The sequence below is a fragment of the Pseudomonas alcaligenes genome, assembly GCF_041729615.1.
Lineage (GTDB): Bacteria > Pseudomonadota > Gammaproteobacteria > Pseudomonadales > Pseudomonadaceae > Aquipseudomonas > Aquipseudomonas alcaligenes_B.
The window spans coordinates 2497331-2519437 of record NZ_CP154874.1 but is presented as its reverse complement, the minus strand read 5'-3'; the positions used below and the strand labels follow the sequence as shown (position 1 = coordinate 2519437).

18 protein-coding genes are annotated in these 22107 nt (G+C 68.5%); 12 read left to right on the top strand and 6 right to left on the bottom strand.

All coding sequences use genetic code 11. The features are described 5' to 3' along the window. Positions 1–9 precede the first annotated feature (9 nt). The gene (locus AAG092_RS12205; RefSeq protein WP_181418779.1) at positions 10–756 is read right to left on the bottom strand and encodes an ABC transporter substrate-binding protein; all 747 of its coding nucleotides are present in this window, start codon (positions 754–756) and stop codon (positions 10–12) included. A gap of 378 nt (positions 757–1134) precedes the next feature. On the opposite strand from AAG092_RS12205, the gene AAG092_RS12200 reads away from it, so the two are divergent. From AAG092_RS12200 to AAG092_RS12160, 9 genes are all read left to right on the top strand, one after another. Continuing rightward, complete coding sequence (locus tag AAG092_RS12200; RefSeq protein WP_110682720.1) at positions 1135–2049, top strand: glutamate/aspartate ABC transporter substrate-binding protein; 915 nt, start codon at positions 1135–1137, stop codon at positions 2047–2049. A gap of 254 nt (positions 2050–2303) precedes the next feature. Next, positions 2304–3050 carry an amino acid ABC transporter permease gene (locus AAG092_RS12195; RefSeq protein ID WP_373386895.1) on the top strand — a complete coding sequence of 249 codons (747 nt, stop codon included), beginning with the start codon at positions 2304–2306 and terminating at the stop codon, positions 3048–3050. Then, a complete protein-coding gene (locus tag AAG092_RS12190; RefSeq protein WP_181418831.1) occupies positions 3047–3715 on the top strand; it encodes an amino acid ABC transporter permease in 669 nt (222 codons plus the stop codon). The genes AAG092_RS12195 and AAG092_RS12190 overlap by 4 nt, the downstream gene beginning before the upstream one ends. Continuing rightward, a complete protein-coding gene (locus tag AAG092_RS12185; RefSeq protein WP_373386894.1) occupies positions 3712–4446 on the top strand; it encodes an amino acid ABC transporter ATP-binding protein in 735 nt (244 codons plus the stop codon). Before AAG092_RS12190 ends, AAG092_RS12185 begins: the two co-directional genes overlap by 4 nt. A gap of 177 nt (positions 4447–4623) precedes the next feature. After that, positions 4624–6492, top strand: a complete 1869-nt coding sequence (locus tag AAG092_RS12180) for an ATP-binding protein (RefSeq protein WP_373386893.1) — start codon at positions 4624–4626, stop codon at positions 6490–6492. Further along, positions 6485–7807, top strand: coding sequence for a sigma-54-dependent transcriptional regulator (locus tag AAG092_RS12175; RefSeq protein WP_373386892.1), 1323 nt, complete (start codon positions 6485–6487; stop codon positions 7805–7807). The genes AAG092_RS12180 and AAG092_RS12175 overlap by 8 nt, the downstream gene beginning before the upstream one ends. A gap of 168 nt (positions 7808–7975) precedes the next feature. Then, on the top strand, positions 7976–9784 hold the full coding sequence (locus AAG092_RS12170; RefSeq protein WP_373386891.1) for a DUF1302 domain-containing protein: 1809 nt from the start codon (positions 7976–7978) through the stop codon (positions 9782–9784). A gap of 14 nt (positions 9785–9798) precedes the next feature. After that, positions 9799–11163 (top strand): DUF1329 domain-containing protein, encoded by a 1365-nt coding sequence (locus AAG092_RS12165; RefSeq protein WP_373386890.1) that lies wholly within the window; start codon positions 9799–9801, stop codon positions 11161–11163. 135 nt (positions 11164–11298) lie between these two features. Beyond that, positions 11299–13899: a LuxR C-terminal-related transcriptional regulator gene (locus tag AAG092_RS12160; protein ID WP_373386889.1), complete on the top strand. Its 2601-nt coding sequence runs from the start codon at positions 11299–11301 to the stop codon at positions 13897–13899. Between the two features lie 12 nt (positions 13900–13911). Here AAG092_RS12160 and AAG092_RS12155 read toward each other — a convergent pair whose 3' ends face one another. Beyond that, on the bottom strand, positions 13912–14949 hold the full coding sequence (locus AAG092_RS12155) for a low specificity L-threonine aldolase (protein WP_373386888.1): 1038 nt from the start codon (positions 14947–14949) through the stop codon (positions 13912–13914). A gap of 347 nt (positions 14950–15296) precedes the next feature. Here AAG092_RS12155 and AAG092_RS12150 point away from each other — a divergent pair, with 347 nt between their 5' ends. After that, positions 15297–15512, top strand: a complete 216-nt coding sequence (locus tag AAG092_RS12150) for a DUF1127 domain-containing protein (protein ID WP_110684076.1) — start codon at positions 15297–15299, stop codon at positions 15510–15512. 140 nt (positions 15513–15652) lie between these two features. Here the strand turns inward: AAG092_RS12150 and AAG092_RS12145 are convergent, their stop codons facing one another. From AAG092_RS12145 to AAG092_RS12130, 4 genes are read right to left on the bottom strand one after another with little or no spacing between them, the layout of a single operon-like run. After that, positions 15653–15955, bottom strand: coding sequence for a DUF3240 family protein (locus AAG092_RS12145; protein WP_110684075.1), 303 nt, complete (start codon positions 15953–15955; stop codon positions 15653–15655). Between the two features lies 1 nt (position 15956). Continuing rightward, positions 15957–16895: a sodium-dependent bicarbonate transport family permease gene (locus AAG092_RS12140; RefSeq protein ID WP_110684074.1), complete on the bottom strand. Its 939-nt coding sequence runs from the start codon at positions 16893–16895 to the stop codon at positions 15957–15959. 51 nt (positions 16896–16946) lie between these two features. Further along, a complete protein-coding gene (oadA, locus tag AAG092_RS12135) occupies positions 16947–18755 on the bottom strand; it encodes a sodium-extruding oxaloacetate decarboxylase subunit alpha (RefSeq protein WP_373386887.1) in 1809 nt (602 codons plus the stop codon). A gap of 16 nt (positions 18756–18771) precedes the next feature. After that, the gene (locus tag AAG092_RS12130) at positions 18772–20187 is read right to left on the bottom strand and encodes an acetyl-CoA carboxylase biotin carboxylase subunit (protein ID WP_373386886.1); all 1416 of its coding nucleotides are present in this window, start codon (positions 20185–20187) and stop codon (positions 18772–18774) included. Positions 20188–20376: 189 nt separating this feature from the next. Here AAG092_RS12130 and AAG092_RS12125 point away from each other — a divergent pair, with 189 nt between their 5' ends. Then, the gene (locus AAG092_RS12125) at positions 20377–21318 is read left to right on the top strand and encodes a LysR family transcriptional regulator (protein ID WP_373386885.1); all 942 of its coding nucleotides are present in this window, start codon (positions 20377–20379) and stop codon (positions 21316–21318) included. A 65-nt stretch (positions 21319–21383) separates the two neighbouring features. Further along, positions 21384–22055 carry a GntR family transcriptional regulator gene (locus AAG092_RS12120; protein WP_021702092.1) on the top strand — a complete coding sequence of 224 codons (672 nt, stop codon included), beginning with the start codon at positions 21384–21386 and terminating at the stop codon, positions 22053–22055. Positions 22056–22107: the final 52 nt, after the last annotated feature.

The window sequence follows — 22107 nt, the reverse complement described above, 5'->3', positions numbered from 1 at the left end:
CTGCCCGCCTCAGTTGCTGTAGTCGTAGATGATGCTGTCGAAGGCACGCGACTCGTAGCCCCGGCGCAGGCACTGGTCGAAGCGCTGGAGGAACCAGCCCATCTTCAGCGAGCGGGCGATGCCCAGGTGCTTGCTGTCGGACTTGAAGGGCACCGGCAGGCTGACGAAGGCGCCGCGCTCCAGGTCGGGGTGGCCCCGGGTGAGTTTCTCCAGGTCGACGCTGGAGCCCATCAGGATGGCGTCGATGCGCTCGCGCAGGAGCATGCCCAGGCCGCTGCGGGTGTCGTTGAAGCCGACTATGGTCATCTGCCCCGCGGCGACGGCCTCGTCGAAGGCGGTGCCGTAGCTGGTGCCAATGCTCACGCCGATCAGCTTGTCGCGCAGGTCGGCGATGCCCTGGAAGGGGAACTCGCGGCCCTGCTTGACCACCAGCAGGATGTGTTCGGTGAAGATCGGCGCGGAGAAGTCGAACAGCGCCTGGCGCTCGGCACTCTTCGACAGGCCGATGACCCCGCCCTCGCCGCGCGAGGCCAGGGTGTAGGCGCGGGCCCAGGGCAGCAGCTTGATCTGGTAGGGCACCTGCATCTCGTCCAGGCAGTAGCGGCTGATGTCGACCACTATGCCCTTGGCCTGGCCGTCTTCCTCGTAGTACTTGGGGAAGCCGTCGTGGGTGCCGTAGACCATGAACGCCTCGGCCTGGGCACCTCGCCCCAGCAGCAGGGCCAGCAGCAGGATGAGGAGTCGACCGGCGGGCATGGCGGTGTCTCGGGTGGCGGCAGGGCTTGTCACTCTAGCCGCGCGGACGCTTCTGTGCACCCCGCGCGCGTGCCCGAACCTCTCGGCGGCGCCCCCGGCCGGATGGGTGCACCGGGCAACGCAAGACGCCGGAGTTGGGCCGGTGGGTCCGCGGCCAGGCATTCGGTTTTCCGAACGCGCCGGCGCTCACCGTTCGCCAGACCGAACGCCGGGGCCATCCACGGCATCCCGGCCATCTCAATTTAATCCTTAAATATCAACGTCTTAGACTCAAATACAGGGCCTGGCACAGTACCTGCTCTGGGTTCTCGCAGGGATGGTTCGCATCCCATCCGCCAAGGGGCATGCCCCCGGACAACAACAACAGCGAGAATCAGCATGACCAAGAGCACTCTCTCCCGCGCCATCGGCTTCGCCCTGGCCGCCAGCCTGTGCAGCGCCCCGGCCCTGGCCGAGGAACTGACCGGCACCCTGAAGAAGATCAAGGACAGCGGCACCATCGTCCTCGGCCATCGCGACTCCTCCATCCCCTTCTCCTACTTCGGCAGCGACCCGCAGCAGCCGGAAGGCTACTCGCATGACCTGCAGCTGAAGGCGGTCGAGGCGATCAAGCAGAAGCTGGGCATGCCCGACCTCAAGGTGCGCTACAACCTGGTGACCTCGCAGACCCGCATCCCGCTGGTACAGAACGGCACCGTGGACCTGGAGTGCGGCTCCACCACCAACAACGTCGAGCGCCAGCAGCAGGTCGACTTCTCCGTCGGCATCTTCGAGGTGGGCACCCGCCTGCTGACCAAGAAGACCTCCGGTGTCGCCGACTTCCCCGACCTCAAGGGCAAGAACGTGGTGACCACCGCCGGCACCACCTCCGAGCGCCTGCTCAAGGCGATGAACGCCGAGAAGCAGATGGGCATGAACATCATCTCGGCCAAGGACCACGGCGAGTCCTTCCTGATGCTGGAGTCCGGCCGCGCCGTGGCCTTCATGATGGACGACGCCCTGCTCGCCGGCGAAATGGCCAAGGCCAAAAAGCCGGCCGACTGGCACGTGGTCGGCACCCCGCAGTCCTACGAGATCTACGGCTGCATGGTGCGCAAGGGTGACCCGGCGTTCAAGGCGGTGGTCGACGAGGCGCTGATCGCCACCTTCAAGTCCGGCGAAGTCAACGCCATCTACGACAAGTGGTTCCTCAACCCGGTCCCGCCGAAGGGCCTGAACCTGAACTTCCCGATGAGCGACGAGCTGAAACAGCTGGTCGCCAACCCGACCGACAAGGCCGCCGAGCAACTCTAAGCGCGGCTGCGGGGGCTAGCTCCCCTCTCCCCTCGGGGGAGAGGGGCTGGGGGAGAGGGGGCGACGCGAAACCCTCTCCCCAGCCCTCTCCCGTAAACGGGAGAGGGAGCAGGAAGCCCCCTGTTGGTACGGCGCCACTTCACGAGGGCGGCGCCGCCTCACCTCTGCAAATTAGGACAGGAGCACCACCGCCAACCGCGGTGGGGGACCGTGTCGGCCCCGGCTCCTGTCCGCCCTGATCGTGGGTAGCCAAGATGAATTACAACTGGGACTGGGGCGTGTTCTTCAAGTCCACCGGCATCGGCAACGAGATCTACCTGGACTGGTTCGTCACCGGCCTGGGCTGGACCATCGCCATCGCCCTGGCCGGCTGGCTGATCGCCCTGCTGCTGGGCTCGCTGCTCGGCGTGATGCGCACCGTGCCGAACCGCTGGATCAGCGGCTTCGCCACCTGCTACGTGGAGCTGTTCCGCAACGTGCCGCTGCTGGTGCAGCTGTTCCTCTGGTACTTCCTGGTACCGGACCTGCTGCCCGAGCCGCTGGAAATGTGGTTCAAGCAGGACCTCAAACCGGCCACCTCGGCCTTCATCAGCGTGGTCGTGTGCCTCGGCCTGTTCACCGCCGCGCGCGTCTGCGAGCAGGTGCGCACCGGCATCCAGGCGCTGCCCAAGGGCCAACTGGCCGCCGGCTACGCGCTGGGCTTCAGCCTGCCGCAGATCTACGCCAACGTCCTGCTGCCGCAGGCCTTTCGCATCATCATTCCGCCGCTGACCAGCGAGTTCCTCAACATCTTCAAGAACTCCTCGGTGGCCTCGCTGATCGGCCTCATGGAGCTGCTGGCGCAGACCAAGCAGACCGCCGAATTCAGCGCCAACCTGTTCGAGGCCTTCACCCTGGCCACGCTGATCTACTTCACCCTGAACATGAGCCTGATGCTGCTGATGCGCCTGATCGAGAAGAAGGTCGCGGTGCCCGGCCTGATCGCCGTGGGAGGCAAATGATGGATTTCAGCGCTATCGTTCCGGCCCTGCCGGGCCTGTGGAACGGCATGCTGATGACCCTGCAGCTGATGGTGCTGGGTGTGCTCGGCGGCGTGGTGCTGGGCACCCTGCTGGCCATCGCACGGCTGTCGCACAACCGCCTGCTGGCCAATGCCGCCGCCACCTACGTCAACTACTTCCGCTCCATCCCGCTGCTGCTGGTGATCACCTGGTTCTACTTCGCGGTGCCCTTCATCCTGCGCTGGATCACCGGCGAGGACACCCCGGTGGGCGCCTTCACCTCGTGCCTGGTGGCCTTCGTGATGTTCGAGGCGGCCTACTTCTGCGAGATCGTCCGCGCCGGCATCCAGGCCATCCCGAAAGGCCAGATGGGCGCCGCCTCCGCGCTGGGCATGACCTACGCGCAGAGCATGCGCCTGATCATCCTGCCGCAGGCCTTCCGCAAGATGACGCCGCTGCTGCTGCAGCAGAGCATCATCCTGTTCCAGGACACCTCGCTGGTCTACACCGTGGGCCTGATGGACTTCCTCAACGCCGCCCGCTCGCGCGGCGACATCCTCGGCCAGCCGCACGAGTTCCTGATCTTCGCCGGCCTCATGTACTTCACCCTCAGCTTCGCCGCCTCGCAGCTGGTCAAGCTCCTGCAGAAAAGGTTAGCCGTATGATTTCCATCCAGAACGTCAACAAGTGGTACGGGGACTTCCAGGTGCTGACCGACTGCAGCACCGAGGTGAAGAAGGGTGAGGTGGTGGTGGTGTGCGGGCCGTCCGGCTCCGGCAAGTCGACCCTGATCAAGTGCGTCAACGCCCTGGAGCCCTTCCAGAAGGGCGACATCGTGGTCGACGGCACTTCCATCGCCGCCAAGCAGACCAATCTGCCGCAGCTGCGCTCGCGGGTCGGCATGGTGTTCCAGCACTTCGAGCTGTTCCCGCACCTGTCGATCACCGAGAACCTGACCATCGCCCAGGTCAAGGTACTCGGCCGCAGCAAGGAAGAAGCCACCGAGAAGGGCCTCAAGCTGCTCGACCGGGTCGGCCTGCTGGCCCACGCGCACAAGCACCCGGGTCAGCTCTCCGGCGGCCAGCAGCAGCGCGTGGCCATCGCCCGCGCCCTGGCCATGGACCCGGTGGTGATGCTGTTCGACGAGCCGACCTCGGCCCTCGACCCGGAGATGGTCAACGAGGTGCTCGACGTGATGGTGCAGCTGGCCAACGAGGGCATGACCATGATGTGCGTGACCCACGAGATGGGCTTCGCGCGCAAGGTCGCCGACCGGGTGATCTTCATGGACCGCGGGCAGATCGTCGAAGACTGCGCCAAGGAGGAGTTCTTCGGCGACATCAACGCCCGCTCCGAGCGCGCCCAGCAGTTCCTCAACAAGATCCTCCAGCACTGAGGGCGGCGCCTCCCCTCGCCCCTAGGGGAGAGGGGTCGGGGCGGCCCGCGCAGGGGAGAGGGGGAGTTCAGGCGACTCAATCCCTCTCCCCGACCCTCTCCCGTAAACGGGAGAGGGGGTGTCCCACGATCCCGACACCGCGGCGCACCTCTCCCTACCCAGCCCGGGACTACTGTGATGCAATGCCCGTCCCCCAGCGTCCCGCCCGTGCTCGCCGTGAAGCCACGCCTGTTCCGCCAGATCCTGCTGACCCTGCTGGGCATCGCCCTGGTGCTCGGCTGCGGCTACGCCGGCTACCGCCTCAGCGAGGCGGCCGGCATCCGCACCCTGGCCGAGGGCGGCGAACGCCAGCTGGAGCTCAATGCCCGCGCGGTGGAGAGCGAGATCGGCAAGTACACCTACCTGCCCAGCCTGCTGGAGCTGGAGAGCAGCGTCAGCCGCGTGCTGCTGACCCCCGGCCGCTACCGCCGGCAACGCCTCAACGACCATCTCGAAGGCCTCAACCGCCGCGCCGGCAGCCTGGCCGTGTACGTGCTCGACCTCGACGGCCGGGTGGTCGCCACCAGCAACTGGAACCAGCCGGACAGCTACCTGGGCGAGGACCTGTCGTTCCGCGACTACTACAAGCAGGCCGTGCGCGGCGAGCCGGGGCGCTTCTACGGCATCGGCAGCACCACCGGCGAGCCCGGCTACTACCTGGCCCACGGCCTGCGCGGCAATGGCCGGGTGATCGGCGTGGCGGTGGTCAAGGTGCGCCTGGATGCCCTGGAGAAGCGCTGGGCCGACGCCCGCGTGGAAGCCTACGTCAGCGACGAGAACGGCATCATCATTCTCTCCAGCGACCCGCAGCGCCGGCTCAAGGCCGTGCGCCCGCTGGACGACGCCAGCCGCGAGCGCCTGGCGCGCAGCCTGCAATACCACTGGGCGGCGCTGGAGGAGCTGCAGCCGCTGGCGCGCCGCGAGCTCGGCGACGGCCTGCGGGAGGTGCGCCTGCACGGCCCCGCCGGCCAGCCGCTGGACTACCTGCAGCAGACCCGCGCCCTGGCCGACACGCCCTGGCACCTGACCCTGCTCACACCGCTGGCCGAGCAGCGCCGCGCCGCCGTCAGCCACGGCCTGCTCGCCGGCGTGGCCTGCGCCCTGCTGATCTTCGGCGGCCTGGCGCTGAACCAGCGGCGCAAGGTGATCGCCACCCGCCTGGCCGCCCGCGAGGCGCTGCAGGCGGCCAACGCCGACCTGGAACGCAAGATCGCCGAGCGCACCCTCGACCTCTCCGCCAGCAACCGCCTGCTGCAGGACGAAGTGCGCGAGCGCCAGCAGACCGAGGCCAACCTGCGCCAGGCCCAGGACGGCCTGGTGCAGGCCGGCAAGCTGGCGGTGATCGGGCAGATGTCCACCAGCATCGCCCACGAACTGAACCAGCCGCTGGCGGCGCTGCGCACCCTGTCGGCGAACGCCGCGCGCTTCCTCGAACGCGGCGCGCTGGATATCGCAGGCAGCAACCTGCAGGCGATCGGCGAACTGGTCGACCGCATGGGCCGCATCACCGCCAGCCTGCGCGCCTTCGCCCGGCGCGGTGGCGACCAGGGCCAGGCCAGCCTGGAGCAGGCGGTGGACGCCGCGCTGTTCCTCCTGCACAGCCGCATCGAGCAGGAGCGCCCGACCCTCCACCGCGCCTTCGCCGAGGCGCGCCTGGCCATCGACCAGACCCGCCTGGAACAGATCCTGGTCAACCTGCTGAGCAACGCCCTCGACGCCCTGCGCGAGCAGCCGCGCCGCGAGCTGTGGCTGAGTGGGGCGGCCAGCGGCGCCGACTATGTGCTGGAAATCCGCGACAGCGGCGCCGGCATCCCGCCGGAGCTGCGCGCCCACCTGTTCGAGCCCTTCTTCACCACCAAGCCGGGCGAGAAGGGCCTGGGCCTCGGCCTGACCCTGTCGGCCAGCCTCGCCGCGGCCGCCGCCGGCAGCCTGGCCGTGCGCCACCCGGAGGAAGGCGGCACCGCCTTCGTCCTCACCCTGCCCCTGGAGGAGCCCCGCCATGTCTGACGCGCTGACCGTGCTGATCGTCGAGGACGACCCCCACGTACTGCTCGGCTGCCAGCAGGCCCTGCAGCTGGAAGACATCGCCAGCGTCGGCGTCGGCAGCGCCGAGGAAGCGCTGGCCAGGGTCGAGGCCGACTTCGCCGGCATCGTCGTCAGCGACATCCGCCTGCCGGGCATGGACGGCCTGCAGCTACTGGCCGAACTCAAGCGCCGCGACCCGCGCCTGCCGGTGGTGCTGATCACCGGCCATGGCGACATCGGCATGGCGGTGGGCGCCATGCGCGACGGCGCCTGGGACTTCATCGAGAAGCCCTTCTCCCCCGAGCGCCTGGTCGAGGTGGTGCGTCGCGCCCTGGAGCAGCGCGGCCTGGCCCGCGAGGTCAGCGCGCTGCGCCGCCAGCTGGCCGGGCGCCAGGCCCTGGAGCAGCGCATCATCGGCCGCTCGCCGGCCATGCAGCGCCTGCGCGAACTGATCGCCAATGTCGCCGATACCGGCGCCAACGTGCTGATCGAGGGCGAGACCGGCACCGGCAAGGAGCTGGTGGCACGCTGCCTGCACGACTTCAGCCGACGCCAGGGCAAGGAGTTCGTCGCCCTCAACTGCGGCGGCCTGCCGGAAAGCCTGTTCGAGAGCGAGATCTTCGGCCACGAGGCCAACGCCTTCACCGGCGCCGGCAAGCGCCGTATCGGCAAGATCGAGCACGCCGACGGCGGCTCGCTGTTCCTCGACGAGATCGAGAGCATGCCGCTGGCCCTGCAGATCAAGCTGCTGCGGGTGCTGCAGGAACACAGCCTGGAGCGCCTCGGCTCGAACCAGCCGATCGCCGTGGACTGCCGGGTGATCGCCGCGACCAAGGCCGACCTGGCCGAGCTGGGCCAGCGCGGCGAGTTCCGCAGCGACCTGTACTACCGGCTCAACGTGGTCAGCCTGGAGCTGCCGCCGCTGCGCGACCGCCGCGAGGACATCCTGCTGCTGTTCGAGCACTTCCTGCAGCAGTCGGCGCTGCGCTTCGACCGCGCCGTGCCCGAGCTCGACCGCGCCACCGCCAGCGCCCTGCAGGCCCACGACTGGCCGGGCAACGTGCGCGAACTGCGCAACGTGGCCGAGCGCTTCGCCCTCGGCCTGCCGGTGTTCAAGCACAGCGGCGCGGCGCCGGACGGCAGCGGCGCGAGCTTCGCCGAGGCGGTCGAGGCCTTCGAGCGCAACCTGCTCGGTGCCGCCCTGGAGCGCCACGCCGGCAACCTCAGCCAGGCCGCCCAGGCCCTGGGCATGGCCAAGACCACGCTGTTCGACAAGGTGAAGAAGTACGGGCTCTAGGCGCCGTCGATGACCCACCATTCACCGGGCTTCTGACGGGCGCCGCGGCCCGCCGGGCAGGGCCGTTCATACTTTCGGGCGACAGCGCGAATCCATCCTTGGTGCGCTTATGCGCCTGTCATCCGCTGGGTAGGGTGCTGGCTGTTCCACCCATCCACGGAGAGCCTCATGACAAGAATAAAAAGGCCCGGAATCTTCCAGCCGCACACCCTCGCCCTGGCCGTCGCACTGGGGGCCGCGGCCCCGGTACAGGCCGTCACCTTCAGCATCGGGGAGATCGAAGGCCAGTTCGACTCCGCCCTCTCGGTCGGCGCCAGCTGGTCGATGCGCGGCGCCGACCCGGACCTGGTCGGCAGCGCCAACGGTGGCAGCGGCTTCACCCAGACCGGTGACGACGGTCGCCTGAACTTCAAGAAGGGCGAGACCTTCTCGAAGATCTTCAAGGGCATCCACGACCTCGAACTGCGCTACGGCGACACCGGCGTGTTCGTCCGTGGCAAGTACTGGTACGACTTCGAGCTGAAGGACGAGAGCCGCCTGTTCAAGGATATCGACGACTCCAACCGCAAGCAGGGTGCACAGGCCTCCGGTGCGGAGATCCTCGATGCCTTCGTCTACCACAACTACGCCATCGCCGAGCAGCCGGGCTCGGTGCGCCTGGGCAAGCAGGTGGTGAGCTGGGGCGAGAGCACCTTCATCGGCAATGGCATCAACTCGATCAACCCGGTCGACGTCGCCGCCTTCCGCCGCCCGGGCGCGGAGATCAAGGAAGGCCTGATCCCGGTCAACATGTTCTATGTCGCGCAGAGCCTGAGCGAGAACCTTTCGGCCGAGGCCTTCTACCAGCTGGAATGGGACCAGACGGTGCTGGACAACTGCGGCACCTTCTTCGCCTCCAGCGACGTGGCCGCCGACGGCTGCGACGACAACTACAACATCCTCGACGCCGGCACGGTCAACACCCTGATGGGCCTGCAGCCGCTGCTCTCCAGCCTCGGCGTGACGGTGGAGGAAGAGGGTCTGCTGGTGCCGCGTGGCGGCGACCGCGATGCCCGCGACGACGGCCAGTTCGGCGCGGCCCTGCGCTGGATGGGCGACGAGGCGGAATACGCCGCCTATTTCATCAACTACCACAGCCGCACACCCAACCTGAGCATGCAGAACGCCAGCGCGGCGGACATCACCAATGCCCTGACCACCCTCGGCGGCGCCCTGGCCCAGCCGATCCTGCTCGGCCGCGGCAGCTACTTCTTCGAGTACCCCGAGGACATCCGCCTGTATGGCCTGAGCTTCTCCACCTCACTGCCCACCGGCACCGCCTGGTCCGGCGAGATCAGCTACCGGCCGAACATGCCGCTGCAGATCAACACCACCGACATGACTGGCAAGCTCGCCACCTCGGTGGCCGGCGCCCTGGCCGAAGGCGGTTTCGCCGCCGCCCTGGGCCAGGCCGGCGCCATCAGCCGAGGCTACAACCGCAAGGAAGTGACCCAGGCGCAGACCACCCTGACCCACTTCTTCGACCAGGTCATGGGCGCCGACCGCCTGACCCTGGTGGGCGAGCTGGGCGTGACCCACATCGGCGGCCTGGAGAGCCAGAGCGAAGTGCGCTACGGCCGCGACTCGATCTACGGTTCGCCCTACGGCAGCGCCGCCTCCAACCGGGCCTCGGCCGCGGAGTATGGCTACCACGGCTTCTACACCAGCACCTCGTGGGGCTATCGCGCCCGTGCCATCTGGGACTACAGCGACGTGTTCGCCGGCATCAACCTCAAGCCCAACCTCTCCTGGTCGCACGACGTCGACGGCTACGGCCCGACCTTCAACGAAGGCGCCAAGGCGATCAGCGTCGGGGTCGATGCCGAGTACGCCAACACCTACACCGCCAGCCTGTCCTACACCGACTTCTTCGGCGGCGACTACAACCCGATCGTCGATCGCGACTTCCTCGCCTTCAGCGTCGGCGTGAACTTCTAAGGGAACCGGTCAAGATGAAAACAACAAAACTGATCACCGCCCTCACCCTCTCCCTGCTGGCCGGCGGCGTGCTCGCCGCCGTGTCGCCCGAGGAAGCCGCCAAGCTGGGCAGCAGCCTGACCCCGCTGGGCGGCGAGAAGGCCGGCAACGCCGACGGCTCCATCCCCGAGTGGAACGGCGGCCTGCCGACCAGCGCCGCGGCGGTGGATGCCGCCGGCTTCCTCGCCGACCCCTTCGCCGGCGAACAGCCGCTGTTCACCATCACCGCGCAGAACCTGGAGCAGTACCGGGACAAGCTCTCCGAAGGCCAGGTCGCGATGTTCAAGCGCTACCCCGAGACCTACAAGATGGTGGTCTACCCCAGCCATCGCAGCGCGGCAGTGCCGGCGGAGATCTACGCGGCGGCGCAGAAGAGCGCGCTGAGCACCAGTCTGATCGAGGGCGGCAACGGCCTGCAGGGCTTCGCCGACAGCCGCTACTACGCCTTCCCGATTCCGCAGAACGGCCTGGAAGTGGTGTGGAACCACATCACCCGCTACCGCGGCGGCAATCTGCGGCGCAGCATCGTGCAGGCCGCGCCGCAGGCCAACGGCAGCTACAGCCTGGTGCATTTCGAGGACGAGGTGGCCTTCCCGACCATGACCCGCGGCCTGGACGCGAAGAAGGCGGAGAACGCCCTGCTGTTCTTCAAGCAGCGCGTCACCGCCCCGGCGCGCCTGGCCGGCAACGTGCTGCTGGTGCACGACTCGCTGGACCAGATCCGCGAGCCGCGCATGGCCTGGCTGTACAACGCCGGCCAGCGCCGCGTGCGCCGCGCCCCGCAGGTGGCCTACGACGGCCCGGGCACCGCCGCCGACGGCCTGCGCACCTCGGACAACTTCGACATGTACAACGGCGCGCCGAATCGCTACGACTGGAAGCTGGTGGGCAAGCGCGAGCTGTACATCCCCTACAACAACTACCAGCTGCAGTCGCCGAAGGTGAAGTACGTCGACATCCTCAAGACCGGCCACACCAACCAGGACCTGGCGCGCTACGAGCTGCACCGGGTGTGGGAAGTGGAAGCCACGCTGAAGAGCGGCGAGCGCAACATCTACGCCAAGCGCCGCTTCTTCATCGACGAGGACAGCTGGCAGATCGCCGTGTCCGAGCACTACGACGGCCGCGGCCAGCTGTGGCGCGTCGGCCAGGCCATGCTGGTGCAGCAGTTCGCCCAGCAGGTGCCGGTGTACGCCTTCGAGGCCCTGTACGACATCATCGCCGGGCGCTACCTGGCCATCGGCATGGCCAACGAGGAGAAGCGCTCGATCGAGTACGGCATCCAGGCCTCGGCCGTCGACTTCACCCCGGCCGCCCTGCGCAACGCCGGCGTGCGCTGACGAGTTCCACCGCAACGCTGCTCCAGCTTGAGGCGACCCCAGCGGTCGCCTTTTTTGTCGGCGCCGGCCACGAGCGCCGCCGATTGGATAAGATCGCCGCATCGCTCGCACAAACACAAGAACAGAGCCGAGGCCATGACCATGCACGACAAGGTTCGCGCCCTGCACCCGCTGCCCGCGCGCCAGCCGGACCCCTCGCTGCCGCGCCTGCCGGCGGCGCACATCGCCCGCCCGCGCCTGACCCGCGCCCTGCTGGCCGGCGACTGCCGCCTGACCCTGGTGTGCGCGCCGGCCGGCTTCGGCAAGAGCGTGCTGCTCGGCGAATGCGCACGCCAGGCGCCGGCCGGCACCCGGGTGGTCTGGCTCGACCTGCTCGGCCACCCACACAGCCCCGCCGAACTGCTGGTGCGCCTGGCCGCCGCCCTGCAGCTGGGCCACGGCGACGGCGAGCCCTGCGCCGAGCTGGGCCTGCTGCTCGGGCGCATCGAACAGCCGCTGTGGATCATCCTCGACGACTACCCGCGGCAGCCCTGCGCCGAACTGGACGCCTGCCTCGACCGCCTGCTGGAACGCGCCCCGCACACCCTGCGCTGGTGGATCGGCGGGCGCCGCCGGCCGGCCTGGAACCTGCCGCGCCTGCTGCTGCAGGGCGACCTGCAGGAGCTCGACGCCGACGCCCTGGCCCTCGACCAGGAGGAACTCGGCCGCCTCCTGCAGCAGCGCCAGCAACCCCTGCCGGACGAACTCGCCGGCCAGCTGCTGCAGCACAGCGAGGGCTGGCTGGCCGGCATCTGCCTGCTGCTGATCGGCGGCCACGCCGACAACCTCGACCAGCGCCTGGCCGCCGGTACCCCGCTGCTGCTGGAATACCTCGAACGCGAGGTGCTGGCCCCCCTGCCGGCAGTGCTGCGCCAGGCCCTGCTGGTGCTGGCGCACATGCCGCGCTTCGGCGCCGCCCTGTGCGAGCACCTGCTGGAGGAACAGGGCGGCGCCGGCGTGCTGGAGCAGCTGCGCCAGCGCCAGCTGTTCCTGCGCGGCCTGGACAGCTGCGGCGAATGGTTCCGCCTGTGGCGGCCGCTGGCCGCCCTGCTCAGGCGCCTGCCCGGCGGCCAGGCGCCGCTGCAGGCCCACGTGCGTGCCTGCCAGTGGTTCGCCGGCCGCGGCGCCGTGCGCGAGGCGGTGGAGCACGCGCTGTGGGCCGAGCAGCCGGACGTGGCGGCCAACTACCTGCAGCGCTACGGCCAGGACCAGCTGCTGATCGGCCAGAGCGTCGCGCAGTTCCTGCACTGGCGCGACGAGCTGCCGGCACACCTGTTCAACAGCACGCCGCGGCTGATCATGCTGCAGGCCTGGGCGTTGATCATCTGCGCGCGGCTGGACGAGGCGGACGCCTGCATCGCCGAGCTGGGGCGCTTCCTGCCGCAGCCCGACGCGCGCCGCCAGCAGCAGCTGATCGCCCAGTACCAGGCGGTGCAGGGCGTGCTGCAGCGCCAGCGCGGCCAGGCCAGCGCCCGCCAGCACTGCCTGGAGGCCCTGGCCGTGCTGCACGAGTCGGCCTGGTCGCAGCACATCCTCTGCCAGCAGGCCATGGCCCAGCAGGCCATGGCCGAGCTCGACCTGGTCAGCGCCCAGCAGCACAGCCACGAGGGCCTGCGCCTGGCGCGCCTGCGCGGCAGCGTGCTGTTCGAGGCGCTGCTCAGCGTCGACCACATCCACCTGCTGAGCATGCTCGGCGAGCGTGAACGCGCCCTCGAGCAGACCGCGCAGTGCCTGCAGCTGCTGCAGGGCGCCGGCCTGCGCGGCCCGGTGCTGGCACGCCTGCAGCTGCTGCGCGGTACCCTGCTGGCCAGCCGCGGCGACACCGCGGCGGCACAGGCCATGCTGCGCGCCGGAGTCGAGGAGGCCGAGGCCTGCGAGGATGCCTACCTGCTGTTCGGCTACCTGGGCCTGGCCGAGCTGGCCTGCGCGCAGAACGACGACGAGGGCGCGCAGCAGCTGCTGCGCCGCGCCGAGCGGCAGATGCAGTGGCTGCACGTGCCGGAGGTGCGCTACCGGGAGATGCTGCAGCTGGCCCAGGGCGGCCTGTGGCTGCGCCAGGGCGAGGCGGACAAGGCACGCCAGGCCTTCCAGCGGGTGTGCCAGCGCCTGGAGCAGGAGCGCCTGCTGGCGCCCTCGGGCTTCTACGACCTGCTGCCGCGGGCCCGCCTGTGCCTGGCCCAGGCCGACCTGGCCCTGGGCCAGACCGCCAGCGCGCTGGCGGCGCTGCAGACGCTGCATGACGACTGCCGGCGCAGCGGCCACCACAGCCTGGCCACGCGGGTGCGCCTGAGCCAGGCCGAGGCTCTGCACCTGGCCGGGCGCGAAACCGAGGCCGAGGCCCTGCTGCGCCTGGCCGTCGGCGAGGCCGAGCGCCAGGCGCAGCTGCAACCGCTGCTGGCCCTGCAGCAGCGCCAGCCGGACTGGCTGGCGGAGCATCCGGCCTGGCCGGCACACCTGCTGCAGTCAGCCGGCGCCGCGGACGGCGCCACACCCCCAGGCGAGGCGCTGCTGAGCAAGCGCGAACTGGCGGTGCTCGGCCTGATCGCCCAGGGCCACTCCAACCAGCAGATCGCTGACAGCCTGTACATCTCCCTGCACACGGTGAAGACCCACGCGCGACGGATCAACGTCAAGCTCGGCGTGCAGCGCCGTACCCAGGCGGTGGCGCGGGCCAAGGCCGAGGGCTGGCTGGGCTAGGCGCGCGGCGCCTCAGGCCATGGCGCGGCGGATGTCCGCCGCCAGCTCGCGCACCCGCGCCTCCTCGGTGTCCCAGCTGCACATGAAGCGCGCGCCGCCGGCGCCGATGAAGGTGTAGAAGCGCCAGCCCCAGTCGCGCAGGCGCTCGATGGCCGGCTCGGAGAGCTGCAGGAACACGCCGTTGGCCTCTACCGGGAACATCAGGCTGACACCCGGCACGTCCGCCACCAGCTCGGCGAGCAGGCGCGCGCAGCGGTTGGCGTGGCCGGCGTAGCGCAGCCAGGCATCGTCCTGCAGCAGGCCGACCCAGGGCGCCGACAGGTAGCGCATCTTCGAGGCCAGCTGGCCGGCCTGCTTGCAGCGGTAGTCGAAGTCCTCGGCCAGGGCCTTGTTGAAGAACAGGATGGCCTCGCCCACCGCCATGCCGTTCTTGGTGCCGCCGAAGCACAGCACGTCGACGCCGGCCTTCCAGGTCAGCTCGGCCGGGCTGCAGCCGAGGAAGGCGCAGGCGTTGGAGAAGCGTGCGCCGTCCATGTGCAGGTTGAGGCCCAGCTCCTTGCACACCTGGCTGATGGCGGCGACCTCGTCCGGGCGGTACACGGTGCCGACCTCGGTGGCCTGGGTCAGGGTCACCACGCGCGGCTTGGGGTAGTGGATGTCCTGGCGCTTGAGGGCGACCTCGCGGATCGTCTGCGGGGTCAGCTTGCCGTCCAGGGTGCGCGCGGTGAGCAGCTTGGAGCCGTTGGAGAAGAACTCCGGCGCGCCGCATTCGTCGGTCTCGACGTGGGCGGTCTCCGAGCAGATCACGCTGTGGTAGCTCTGGCACAGGCTGGACAGGGCCAGGGAGTTGGCCGCCGTGCCGTTGAAGGCGAAGAACACTTCGCAGTCGGTCTCGAACAGCTGGCGGAAGCGGTCGGCGGCGCGGGCCGTCCACTGGTCCTCGCCGTAGGCGCGCTGGTGGCCCTGGTTGGCCTCGGCCATGGCGGCCCAGGCCTCCGGGCAGATGCCGGAATAGTTGTCGCTGGCGAATTGCTGGGTCTGATCGGTCATGGGCTTTCCTCGTGGGCTTACCGACAGTCTGGACGGGCTTCGTGGGCTCGCCAGCCGGGCAATAACAGATGGTTCGCGAATCGGAGCAGTCACAAAACTGTATCGGCAACAAGTCGCTGCCAGCAGCCTTGCACTCAGTGAAAAATCACGGATTACGGGTATCCGCCAGAACTTCCACGGATGACCAGTACAGTTGTTGTCATAGAACCGGAACAGTTACAAAGCGGGCTAACAAATAGGCAGGCAATTTATCCCAGCTGTGCCTATAAAATCGACCACACAGTCAGGAAAATAGGCTTCCAGTAGAACACCCTCTAACCCCGCCACAAGCGGAAGGAAGCACCACCATGGAACGTACCCTCAGTTCCGACCTCATGTTCCACCAACAGTCCCCGGCCGGCGGCAGCCACCTGCCCCTGCGCGTGCTGGGCACCCTGCTGCTGTGGCAGCGCCGCATCACCAGCCGCCGCGAGCTGGCGCGCCTGGACGAGCGCCTGCTGGCCGACGCCGGCATCAGCCTGCACGAGCGCGCCGCCGAAGTCAGCAAGCCGTTCTGGCGCTGATCGCCACGAACGCATGAGAAAGGGGAGCCGCGGCTCCCCTTTTTGTTGCCCGTAGCCCGGATGCAATCCGGGTGAACAGACTACCCCGCTCCCGGATTGCATCCGGGCTACCAGCGCCGAGGCACCCTCGCCTCGACCGGCTAGAACTTCTCCGGGCGCAGCACCTGCACCTCGGAGAGGTAGCAGACCATCGCGTAGTTGGCGTAGTAGCGCTGCTGCAGGTGCTCGGCGATGCGCTCGGCCAGGTCACGGTTGCAGATCACTTCCAGGCGGATGTTGCCCTCGGTGTCCCAGCCGGCGCTGCGCACGCCCCGGGCACCGCGGCCACGGGCATCGGAGATGGTCCAGCCCGGCGCGCCGAGCGCCTCCAGGTCGGCCACCAGTTTCTTCTCCAGCGCGGCCTCGCCGACCACGGTGAGCAGGGTGCGGTTATGCGTGTCCATCTCAGAGCCCCCAGGCGATCAGTTGCTCGGCCAGCGCCAGGTACAGCGGTATGCCGATGAGGATATTGAAGGGAAAGGTGATGCCCAGCGAGGCGGTCAGCGACAGCGACGGGTTGGCCTCGGGCAGGGCCAGGCGCAGCGCCGCCGGCACGGCGATGTAGGAGGCTGAGGCGGCCAGGGTGGCGAGCATCGCCGTACCGCCCAGGCTGAGGCCCATGAAGCGCGCCAGCAGGGCGCCGACCAGCGCGCCGAGCAGCGGCATGAGCAGGGCAAACGCCGCCAGGCGCAGGCCGAACTGCCGGAGCGCGCCGAGCTGGCTGGAGGCGATCAGGCCCATCTCCAGCAGGAAGAACGCCAGTACCGGCTTGAACATGCTGGTGTACAGCGGCTCCAGCGGCTTGATCGCCTCCTTGCCGGCGACGGCGCCGATCACCAGGCCGCCGAGCAGCAGCATGATGCTCTTGCCGAGGAAGATCTCGCGGCCCAGCTCCTTCCAGTCGGTGCCACGGCTGACGCCCTTGGCCAGGAGGATGCCGACCAGGATCGCCGGGATTTCCAGGATCGCCACGAACAGCGGCATGTAGCTCTCGAAGCTGATCTGCCGCGACACCAGGAAGGCCACCACCACGGCGAAGGTACCGGCGCTGACCGAACCGTAGTGCGCCGCCACCGCCGCCGCATTGACCCGGTCGAAGCGCAGGCCGCGCAGCAGGACGAAGGCCAGCAGCGGCAGACCGATGCCGAGCAGCAGCACCAGGCCGGCCTGGCCGAGCAGCTGCACGCTGGCCTGCTCGGCCAGCTCCACGCCGCCGTGCAGGCCGATGGCCAGGAGCAGGATGATCGACAGGGTTTCGTACAACGCCGCCGGCAACTTCAACTCGCTCTTCAGCAGCCCGGCGACCAGACCGAAGACGAAGAACAGCACCACCGGATCCAACAAACACCTCCTGTTTCGCGGGCAAAAAAAGGGGCGCCTGCGCGCCCCGGGGACTTAAGCGTCGATCTCGACTAGGACTTCGCCGGGGTTGACCCGGTCACCCTTGGCCACGTGCACGGCCTTGACCGTGCCGGCAATGGGTGCCTGCACCTCGGTCTCCATCTTCATCGCCTCGGTGATCAGCACGGCCTGGCCGGCCTTCACCACATCACCTTCCTTGACCAGCACGTCGACGATGTTGCCCGGCATGGTGGTGGACACGTCGCCCGGCGCGCTGGCCTGCTTGCGCTTGCCACCGGCCCCGGCGACGAAGTCGTTGAGCGGCTCGAACACCACCTCTTCCGGCATGCCGTCGATGGACAGGTAGAAGTGGCGCTTGCCGTCGCCCTTCACGCCGACGCCGGTGATGTCCACGCGGTAGCTCTCGCCGTGCACGTCGACCACGAACTCGGTGGGCACGCCCTCGCCGCCCACCGGCGCCGCGCCACCGGCCTGCGGCAGCGGCAGCAGGGCCTCGGGCTTGAGGATGCCGGCGGCGCGCTCCTCGAGGAACTTGCGGCCAATGTCGGGGAACATGGCGTAGGTCAGCACGTCCTCCTCGGACTTGGCCAGGGCGCCGATCTCCTCGCGCAGCTTGGCCATCTCCGGCTTGAGCAGGTCGGCCGGGCGCACGTCGATGACTTCCTCGTTGCCGATGGCGCGCTTGCGCAGCTGCTCGTCGACCTTGCCCGGGGCCTTGCCGTAGCGACCCTGCAGGTACAGCTTCACTTCGTTGGTGATGGTCTTGTAGCGCTCGCCGGCGAGCACGTTGAACACCGCCTGGGTGCCGACGATCTGCGAGGTCGGGGTGACCAGGGGCGGGAAGCCGAGGTCCTCGCGCACTTTCGGGATCTCGGCGAACACTTCGTTGATGCGGTTCAGCGCGCCCTGTTCCTTCAGCTGGTTGGCCAGGTTGGACATCATGCCGCCCGGCACCTGGTTGACCTGCACGCGGGTGTCCACGGCGGTGAACTCGCTCTCGAACTGGTGGTACTTCTTGCGCACGGCGTGGAAGTACATGCCGATCTCCTGGATCAGCTCCAGGTCCAGGCCGGTGTCGAACGGCGTGCCGCGCAGGGCGGCAACCATCGACTCGGTGCCCGGGTGGCTGGTGCCCCAGGCGAAGCTGGAGATGGCGGTATCGATGTGGTCGGCGCCGGCCTCGATGGCCTTGAGCTGGCACATGGCGCCCATGCCGGCGGTGTCGTGGCTGTGCACGAACACCGGCAGGTCGACCTCGGCCTTGAGCGCCTTGACCAGCTCGAAGGTGGCGTAGGGGGTGAGCAGGCCGGCCATGTCCTTGATGGCGATGGAGTCGATGCCCATGGCCTGCATGGCCTTGGCCTGCTCGACGTAGGCGGCCACGGTGTGCACCGGGCTGGTGGTGTAGGCGAGGGTGCCCTGGGCATGCTTGCCGGCGGCCTTCACCGCCTCGATGGCGACGCGCAGGTTACGCACGTCGTTCATCGCGTCGAAGATGCGGAACACGTCGATGCCATTCACGGCAGCTTTCGCCGCGAAGGCGCGCACCACATCATCGCTGTAGTGGCGGTAGCCGAGCAGGTTCTGCCCGCGCAGGAGCATCTGCAGGCGGGTGTTGGGCAGCGCCGCCTTGAGCTTGCGCAGGCGCTCCCAGGGGTCTTCCTTGAGGAAGCGCACGCAGGCGTCGAAGGTGGCGCCGCCCCAGACTTCCAGGGACCAGTAGCCGACCTTGTCCAGCTTGTCGCAGATGGGGAGCATGTCCTCCAGGCGCATGCGGGTGGCGATCAGCGACTGGTGGGCGTCGCGCAGGATGGTGTCGGTAACGGTGATCTTCTTAGTCATGTTCTGATTCCTTCCCCTACAGGCCGGCGTGGGCGGCAATGGCGGTGGCGATGGCGATGGCCAGGTGCGACGGGTTGCGCTTGATCGAGTACTGGGTCAGCTCCGGATGGCTCTCGACGAAGCTGGTGTTGAACTCGGCACTGCGGAACTCGGGGTTGCGCAGGATCTCCTGGTAGTAGGGCGCGGTGGTCTTCACCCCCTGCACGCGCATGTCGTCCAGCGCGCGCAGGCCGCGGTCCAGCGCCTCTTCCCAGGTCAGCGCCCAGACGATCAGCTTCAGGCACATCGAGTCGTAGTAGGGCGGAATGGTGTAGCCGGTGTAGATCGCCGTGTCGGTGCGCACGCCGGGGCCGCCGGGCGCGTAGTAGCGGGTGATCTTGCCGAACGAGGGCAGGAAGTTGTTCTTCGGGTCCTCGGCGTTGATGCGGAACTGCAGGGCGTAGCCGCGGTGGATGATGTCTTCCTGCTTGACCGACAGCTGCAGGCCGGAGGCGATGCGGATCTGCTCGCGGACGATGTCGATGCCGGTGATTTCCTCGGTGATGGTGTGCTCCACCTGCACCCGGGTATTCATCTCCATGAAGTACACCTCGCCCTCGGCGAGCAGGAACTCCACGGTGCCGGCGTTCTCGTAGCCCACCGCCTGGGCGGCGCGCACGGCGAGGTCGCCGATGTAGGCGCGCTGCTCGGGAGTCAGCTGCGGGCTGGGGGCGATCTCGATCAGCTTCTGGTTGCGGCGCTGGATCGAGCAGTCGCGCTCGAACAGGTGCACGGTGTTGCCGAAACTGTCGGCGAGGATCTGCGCCTCGATGTGCTTGGGATTGACGATGCACTTCTCGAGGAACACCTCGGCGCTGCCGAAGGCCTTGGTCGCCTCGGAAATCACCCGCGGGTAGGCCGACTCCAGCTCCTCGCGGCTGTTGCAGCGGCGAATGCCGCGGCCGCCGCCGCCGGAAGTGGCCTTGAGCATCACCGGGTAGCCGATGCGCTCGGCCTCGCGCAGCGCCTCGGCGAGGTCGGCGACGTTGCCTTCGGTGCCCGGGGTGACCGGCACACCGGCCTTGATCATGCTGCGCCGCGCCTCGGTCTTGTCGCCCATGCGGCGGATCACCTCGGCGCTGGGGCCGATGAACTTGATCCCGCGTTCGGCACAGATCTCCGCCAGCTCGGCGTTCTCCGAGAGGAAGCCGTAGCCGGGATGGAGGGCGTCGCAGCCGGTCTCCACGGCCAGGTTGACCAGCTTGCGCGGGTTCAGGTAGCCGGCCAGCGGGTCGTCGCCGACGCTGTGCGCCTCGTCGGCGCGCTTGACGTGCAGCGCATGGCGGTCCGCCTCGGAGTAGATGGCCACCGAGCGGATGCCCATCTCGGCGCAGGCGCGGACGATGCGTACCGCGATCTCGCCGCGGTTGGCAATGAGGATCTTCTTGATCACGAGCCTGGTTCCTCGATCACGTGAGCAAAGGACCGCGACAGGGCGGTCCGCGAATGACCGCACAGGCCACGGCGGTCTTGCGATTACCCTACGCCCGCCGCTCGATTAACCAAAATCAATATTTGTTGGGATGAACATTAGTAAAAACTTATATTTGTCCAACAAGGCCTCTCCCGGGAACCGATAAGAATGCGCAAGTCATTGATGCGGATGACTTTTCGTCAGTTGCAGATTTTCCGCGCAGTGTGCGAGAGCCGCTCCTACAGCCGCGCGGCGGAGGAAATGGCGCTGACCCAGCCGGCCGTGAGCCTGCAGATCCGCCAGCTGGAGGAGCTGCTCGGCCAGCCGCTGTTCGACTACGTGGCCAAGAAGCTCTACCTGACGCCCGCCGCCGAGGCCCTGCTGCGCGCCAGCGAGGACGTGTTCGGCCGCCTGGAGGCGCTCGACATGCAGCTCTCCGACCTGCAGGGCTCGCTGCAGGGCCAGCTCAGCCTGGCCGTGGAGTCCAGCGCCAAGTACCTGGTGCCGCACCTGTTCGCCGCCTTCCGCGCCCAGCACCCGGAGGTCAGCCTGCAGCTGGTGGTGGTCAACCACGCGCAGGCGGTGCGGCGCCTGTCGGTGAGCCGCGACGACCTGCTGATCATGTCGCAGCCGCCCGGCGACCAGGCGCTGGACTTCTTCCCCTTCCTGACCAACCCGATCATCGCCGTGGCGCCGCCGCAGCACCCCCTGTGCGCCCGGGAGCAGCTGCGCCTGGCCGACCTTGGCGCCTATCCCCTGCTGGTGCGCGAGCCCGGCTCGGGCACGCGCAAGGCCTGCGAGGAGTACTGCCACCAGAAGCGCGCGCACTTCGCCCAGACCCTGGAGGTGGGCTCCACCGAGTCGCAGGTGGAAGGAGCAATCGCCGGCCTCGGCCTGGCCCTGCTGCCGCGCCACGCCGTGCGCCTGGAACTGGCCCAGGGTTTGCTGCGGCAACTGCCGGTGGCGGAGCTGCCGCTGCAGCGCAGCTGGTGCGTGGTGCACCCGCGCGGCAAGCACCTGTCGCCGGTGGCCCAGGCCTTCCGCGACTTCATCCGCCAGGAGCGGGCGCAGATCGCGGCACTGGAACGGCGCTTCGACATGAGTGACTGAACTGGCAGTCAGGGAATTTCGTATATGATATTCGCACCATCGCCCACTCGACTCGGTGACGCGCCGTGCCCCTACCTCGCTTCAATGCCCCCAACCTGGGGATAGCTCCCTCGGCCTCCGAGGTCATCGCCAAGCACCTGCGCGACGCGATCATCTCCGGGCAGTTCGCCGAGGACGAGCCGATCCGCCAGGACGACATCGCCGGCCTGTTCAACGTCAGCAAGATCCCCGTGCGCGAGGCGCTCAAGCGCCTGGAAGCCGAGGGCCTGGTGATGTTCCAGCGCAACAAGGGTGCGGTGGTCACGCGCATCTCCGAGCCGGAGCTGGCGCAGATGTTCGAGGTGCGCGTACTGCTGGAAACGCGGGCGATCCGCCTGGCGGTGCCGAACATGAGCGAGGCCACCTTCGCCGAGGCCGAGCGCATCTGCGCCGCCTTCCTCGGCGAGGAAGACGTCGGCCGCTGGGCCGAGCTCAACTGGCAGCTGCACGCCTGCCTCTACGAACCGGCACAGCGGCCCTTCCTGGTCGGCCTGATCCGCTCGATCCACGACAAGCTGGAGCGCTACCTGCGCATGCAGATGAGCCTGTCCGAGGGCAAGGAGCGCGCCGACCACGAGCACCGCGAGATCATCGCCGCCTGCCGCGCCGGCGACGCCGAGCGGGCCGCGCAGCTGATCGAGGAGCACATCGGCGGGGTCTGCCAGACGCTCTACGAGCACCTGCCCAACCGCCTCTGAGCGCCCGTAGCGCTGTGCCGATTTCGTCACCAGCGCAGGCTAAATGACTCAA

Bases quoted from the DNA above. Each gene is read 5' to 3' on its own strand.
- AAG092_RS12195 (WP_373386895.1), top strand. From the start codon at position 2,304: ATGAATTACAACTGGGACTGGGGCGTGTTCTTCAAGTCCACCGGCATC.
- AAG092_RS12155 (WP_373386888.1), bottom strand. From the start codon at position 14,949: ATGACCGATCAGACCCAGCAATTCGCCAGCGACAACTATTCCGGCATC.
- AAG092_RS12180 (WP_373386893.1), top strand. From the start codon at position 4,624: ATGCAATGCCCGTCCCCCAGCGTCCCGCCCGTGCTCGCCGTGAAGCCA.
- AAG092_RS12200 (WP_110682720.1), top strand. From the start codon at position 1,135: ATGACCAAGAGCACTCTCTCCCGCGCCATCGGCTTCGCCCTGGCCGCC.
- AAG092_RS12165 (WP_373386890.1), top strand. From the start codon at position 9,799: ATGAAAACAACAAAACTGATCACCGCCCTCACCCTCTCCCTGCTGGCC.
- oadA (WP_373386887.1), bottom strand. From the start codon at position 18,755: ATGACTAAGAAGATCACCGTTACCGACACCATCCTGCGCGACGCCCAC.
- AAG092_RS12125 (WP_373386885.1), top strand. From the start codon at position 20,377: ATGCGCAAGTCATTGATGCGGATGACTTTTCGTCAGTTGCAGATTTTC.
- AAG092_RS12190 (WP_181418831.1), top strand. From the start codon at position 3,047: ATGATGGATTTCAGCGCTATCGTTCCGGCCCTGCCGGGCCTGTGGAAC.
- AAG092_RS12175 (WP_373386892.1), top strand. From the start codon at position 6,485: ATGTCTGACGCGCTGACCGTGCTGATCGTCGAGGACGACCCCCACGTA.
- AAG092_RS12150 (WP_110684076.1), top strand. From the start codon at position 15,297: ATGGAACGTACCCTCAGTTCCGACCTCATGTTCCACCAACAGTCCCCG.
- AAG092_RS12160 (WP_373386889.1), top strand. From the start codon at position 11,299: ATGACCATGCACGACAAGGTTCGCGCCCTGCACCCGCTGCCCGCGCGC.
- AAG092_RS12205 (WP_181418779.1), bottom strand. From the start codon at position 756: ATGCCCGCCGGTCGACTCCTCATCCTGCTGCTGGCCCTGCTGCTGGGG.
- AAG092_RS12170 (WP_373386891.1), top strand. From the start codon at position 7,976: ATGACAAGAATAAAAAGGCCCGGAATCTTCCAGCCGCACACCCTCGCC.
- AAG092_RS12185 (WP_373386894.1), top strand. From the start codon at position 3,712: ATGATTTCCATCCAGAACGTCAACAAGTGGTACGGGGACTTCCAGGTG.
- AAG092_RS12145 (WP_110684075.1), bottom strand. From the start codon at position 15,955: ATGGACACGCATAACCGCACCCTGCTCACCGTGGTCGGCGAGGCCGCG.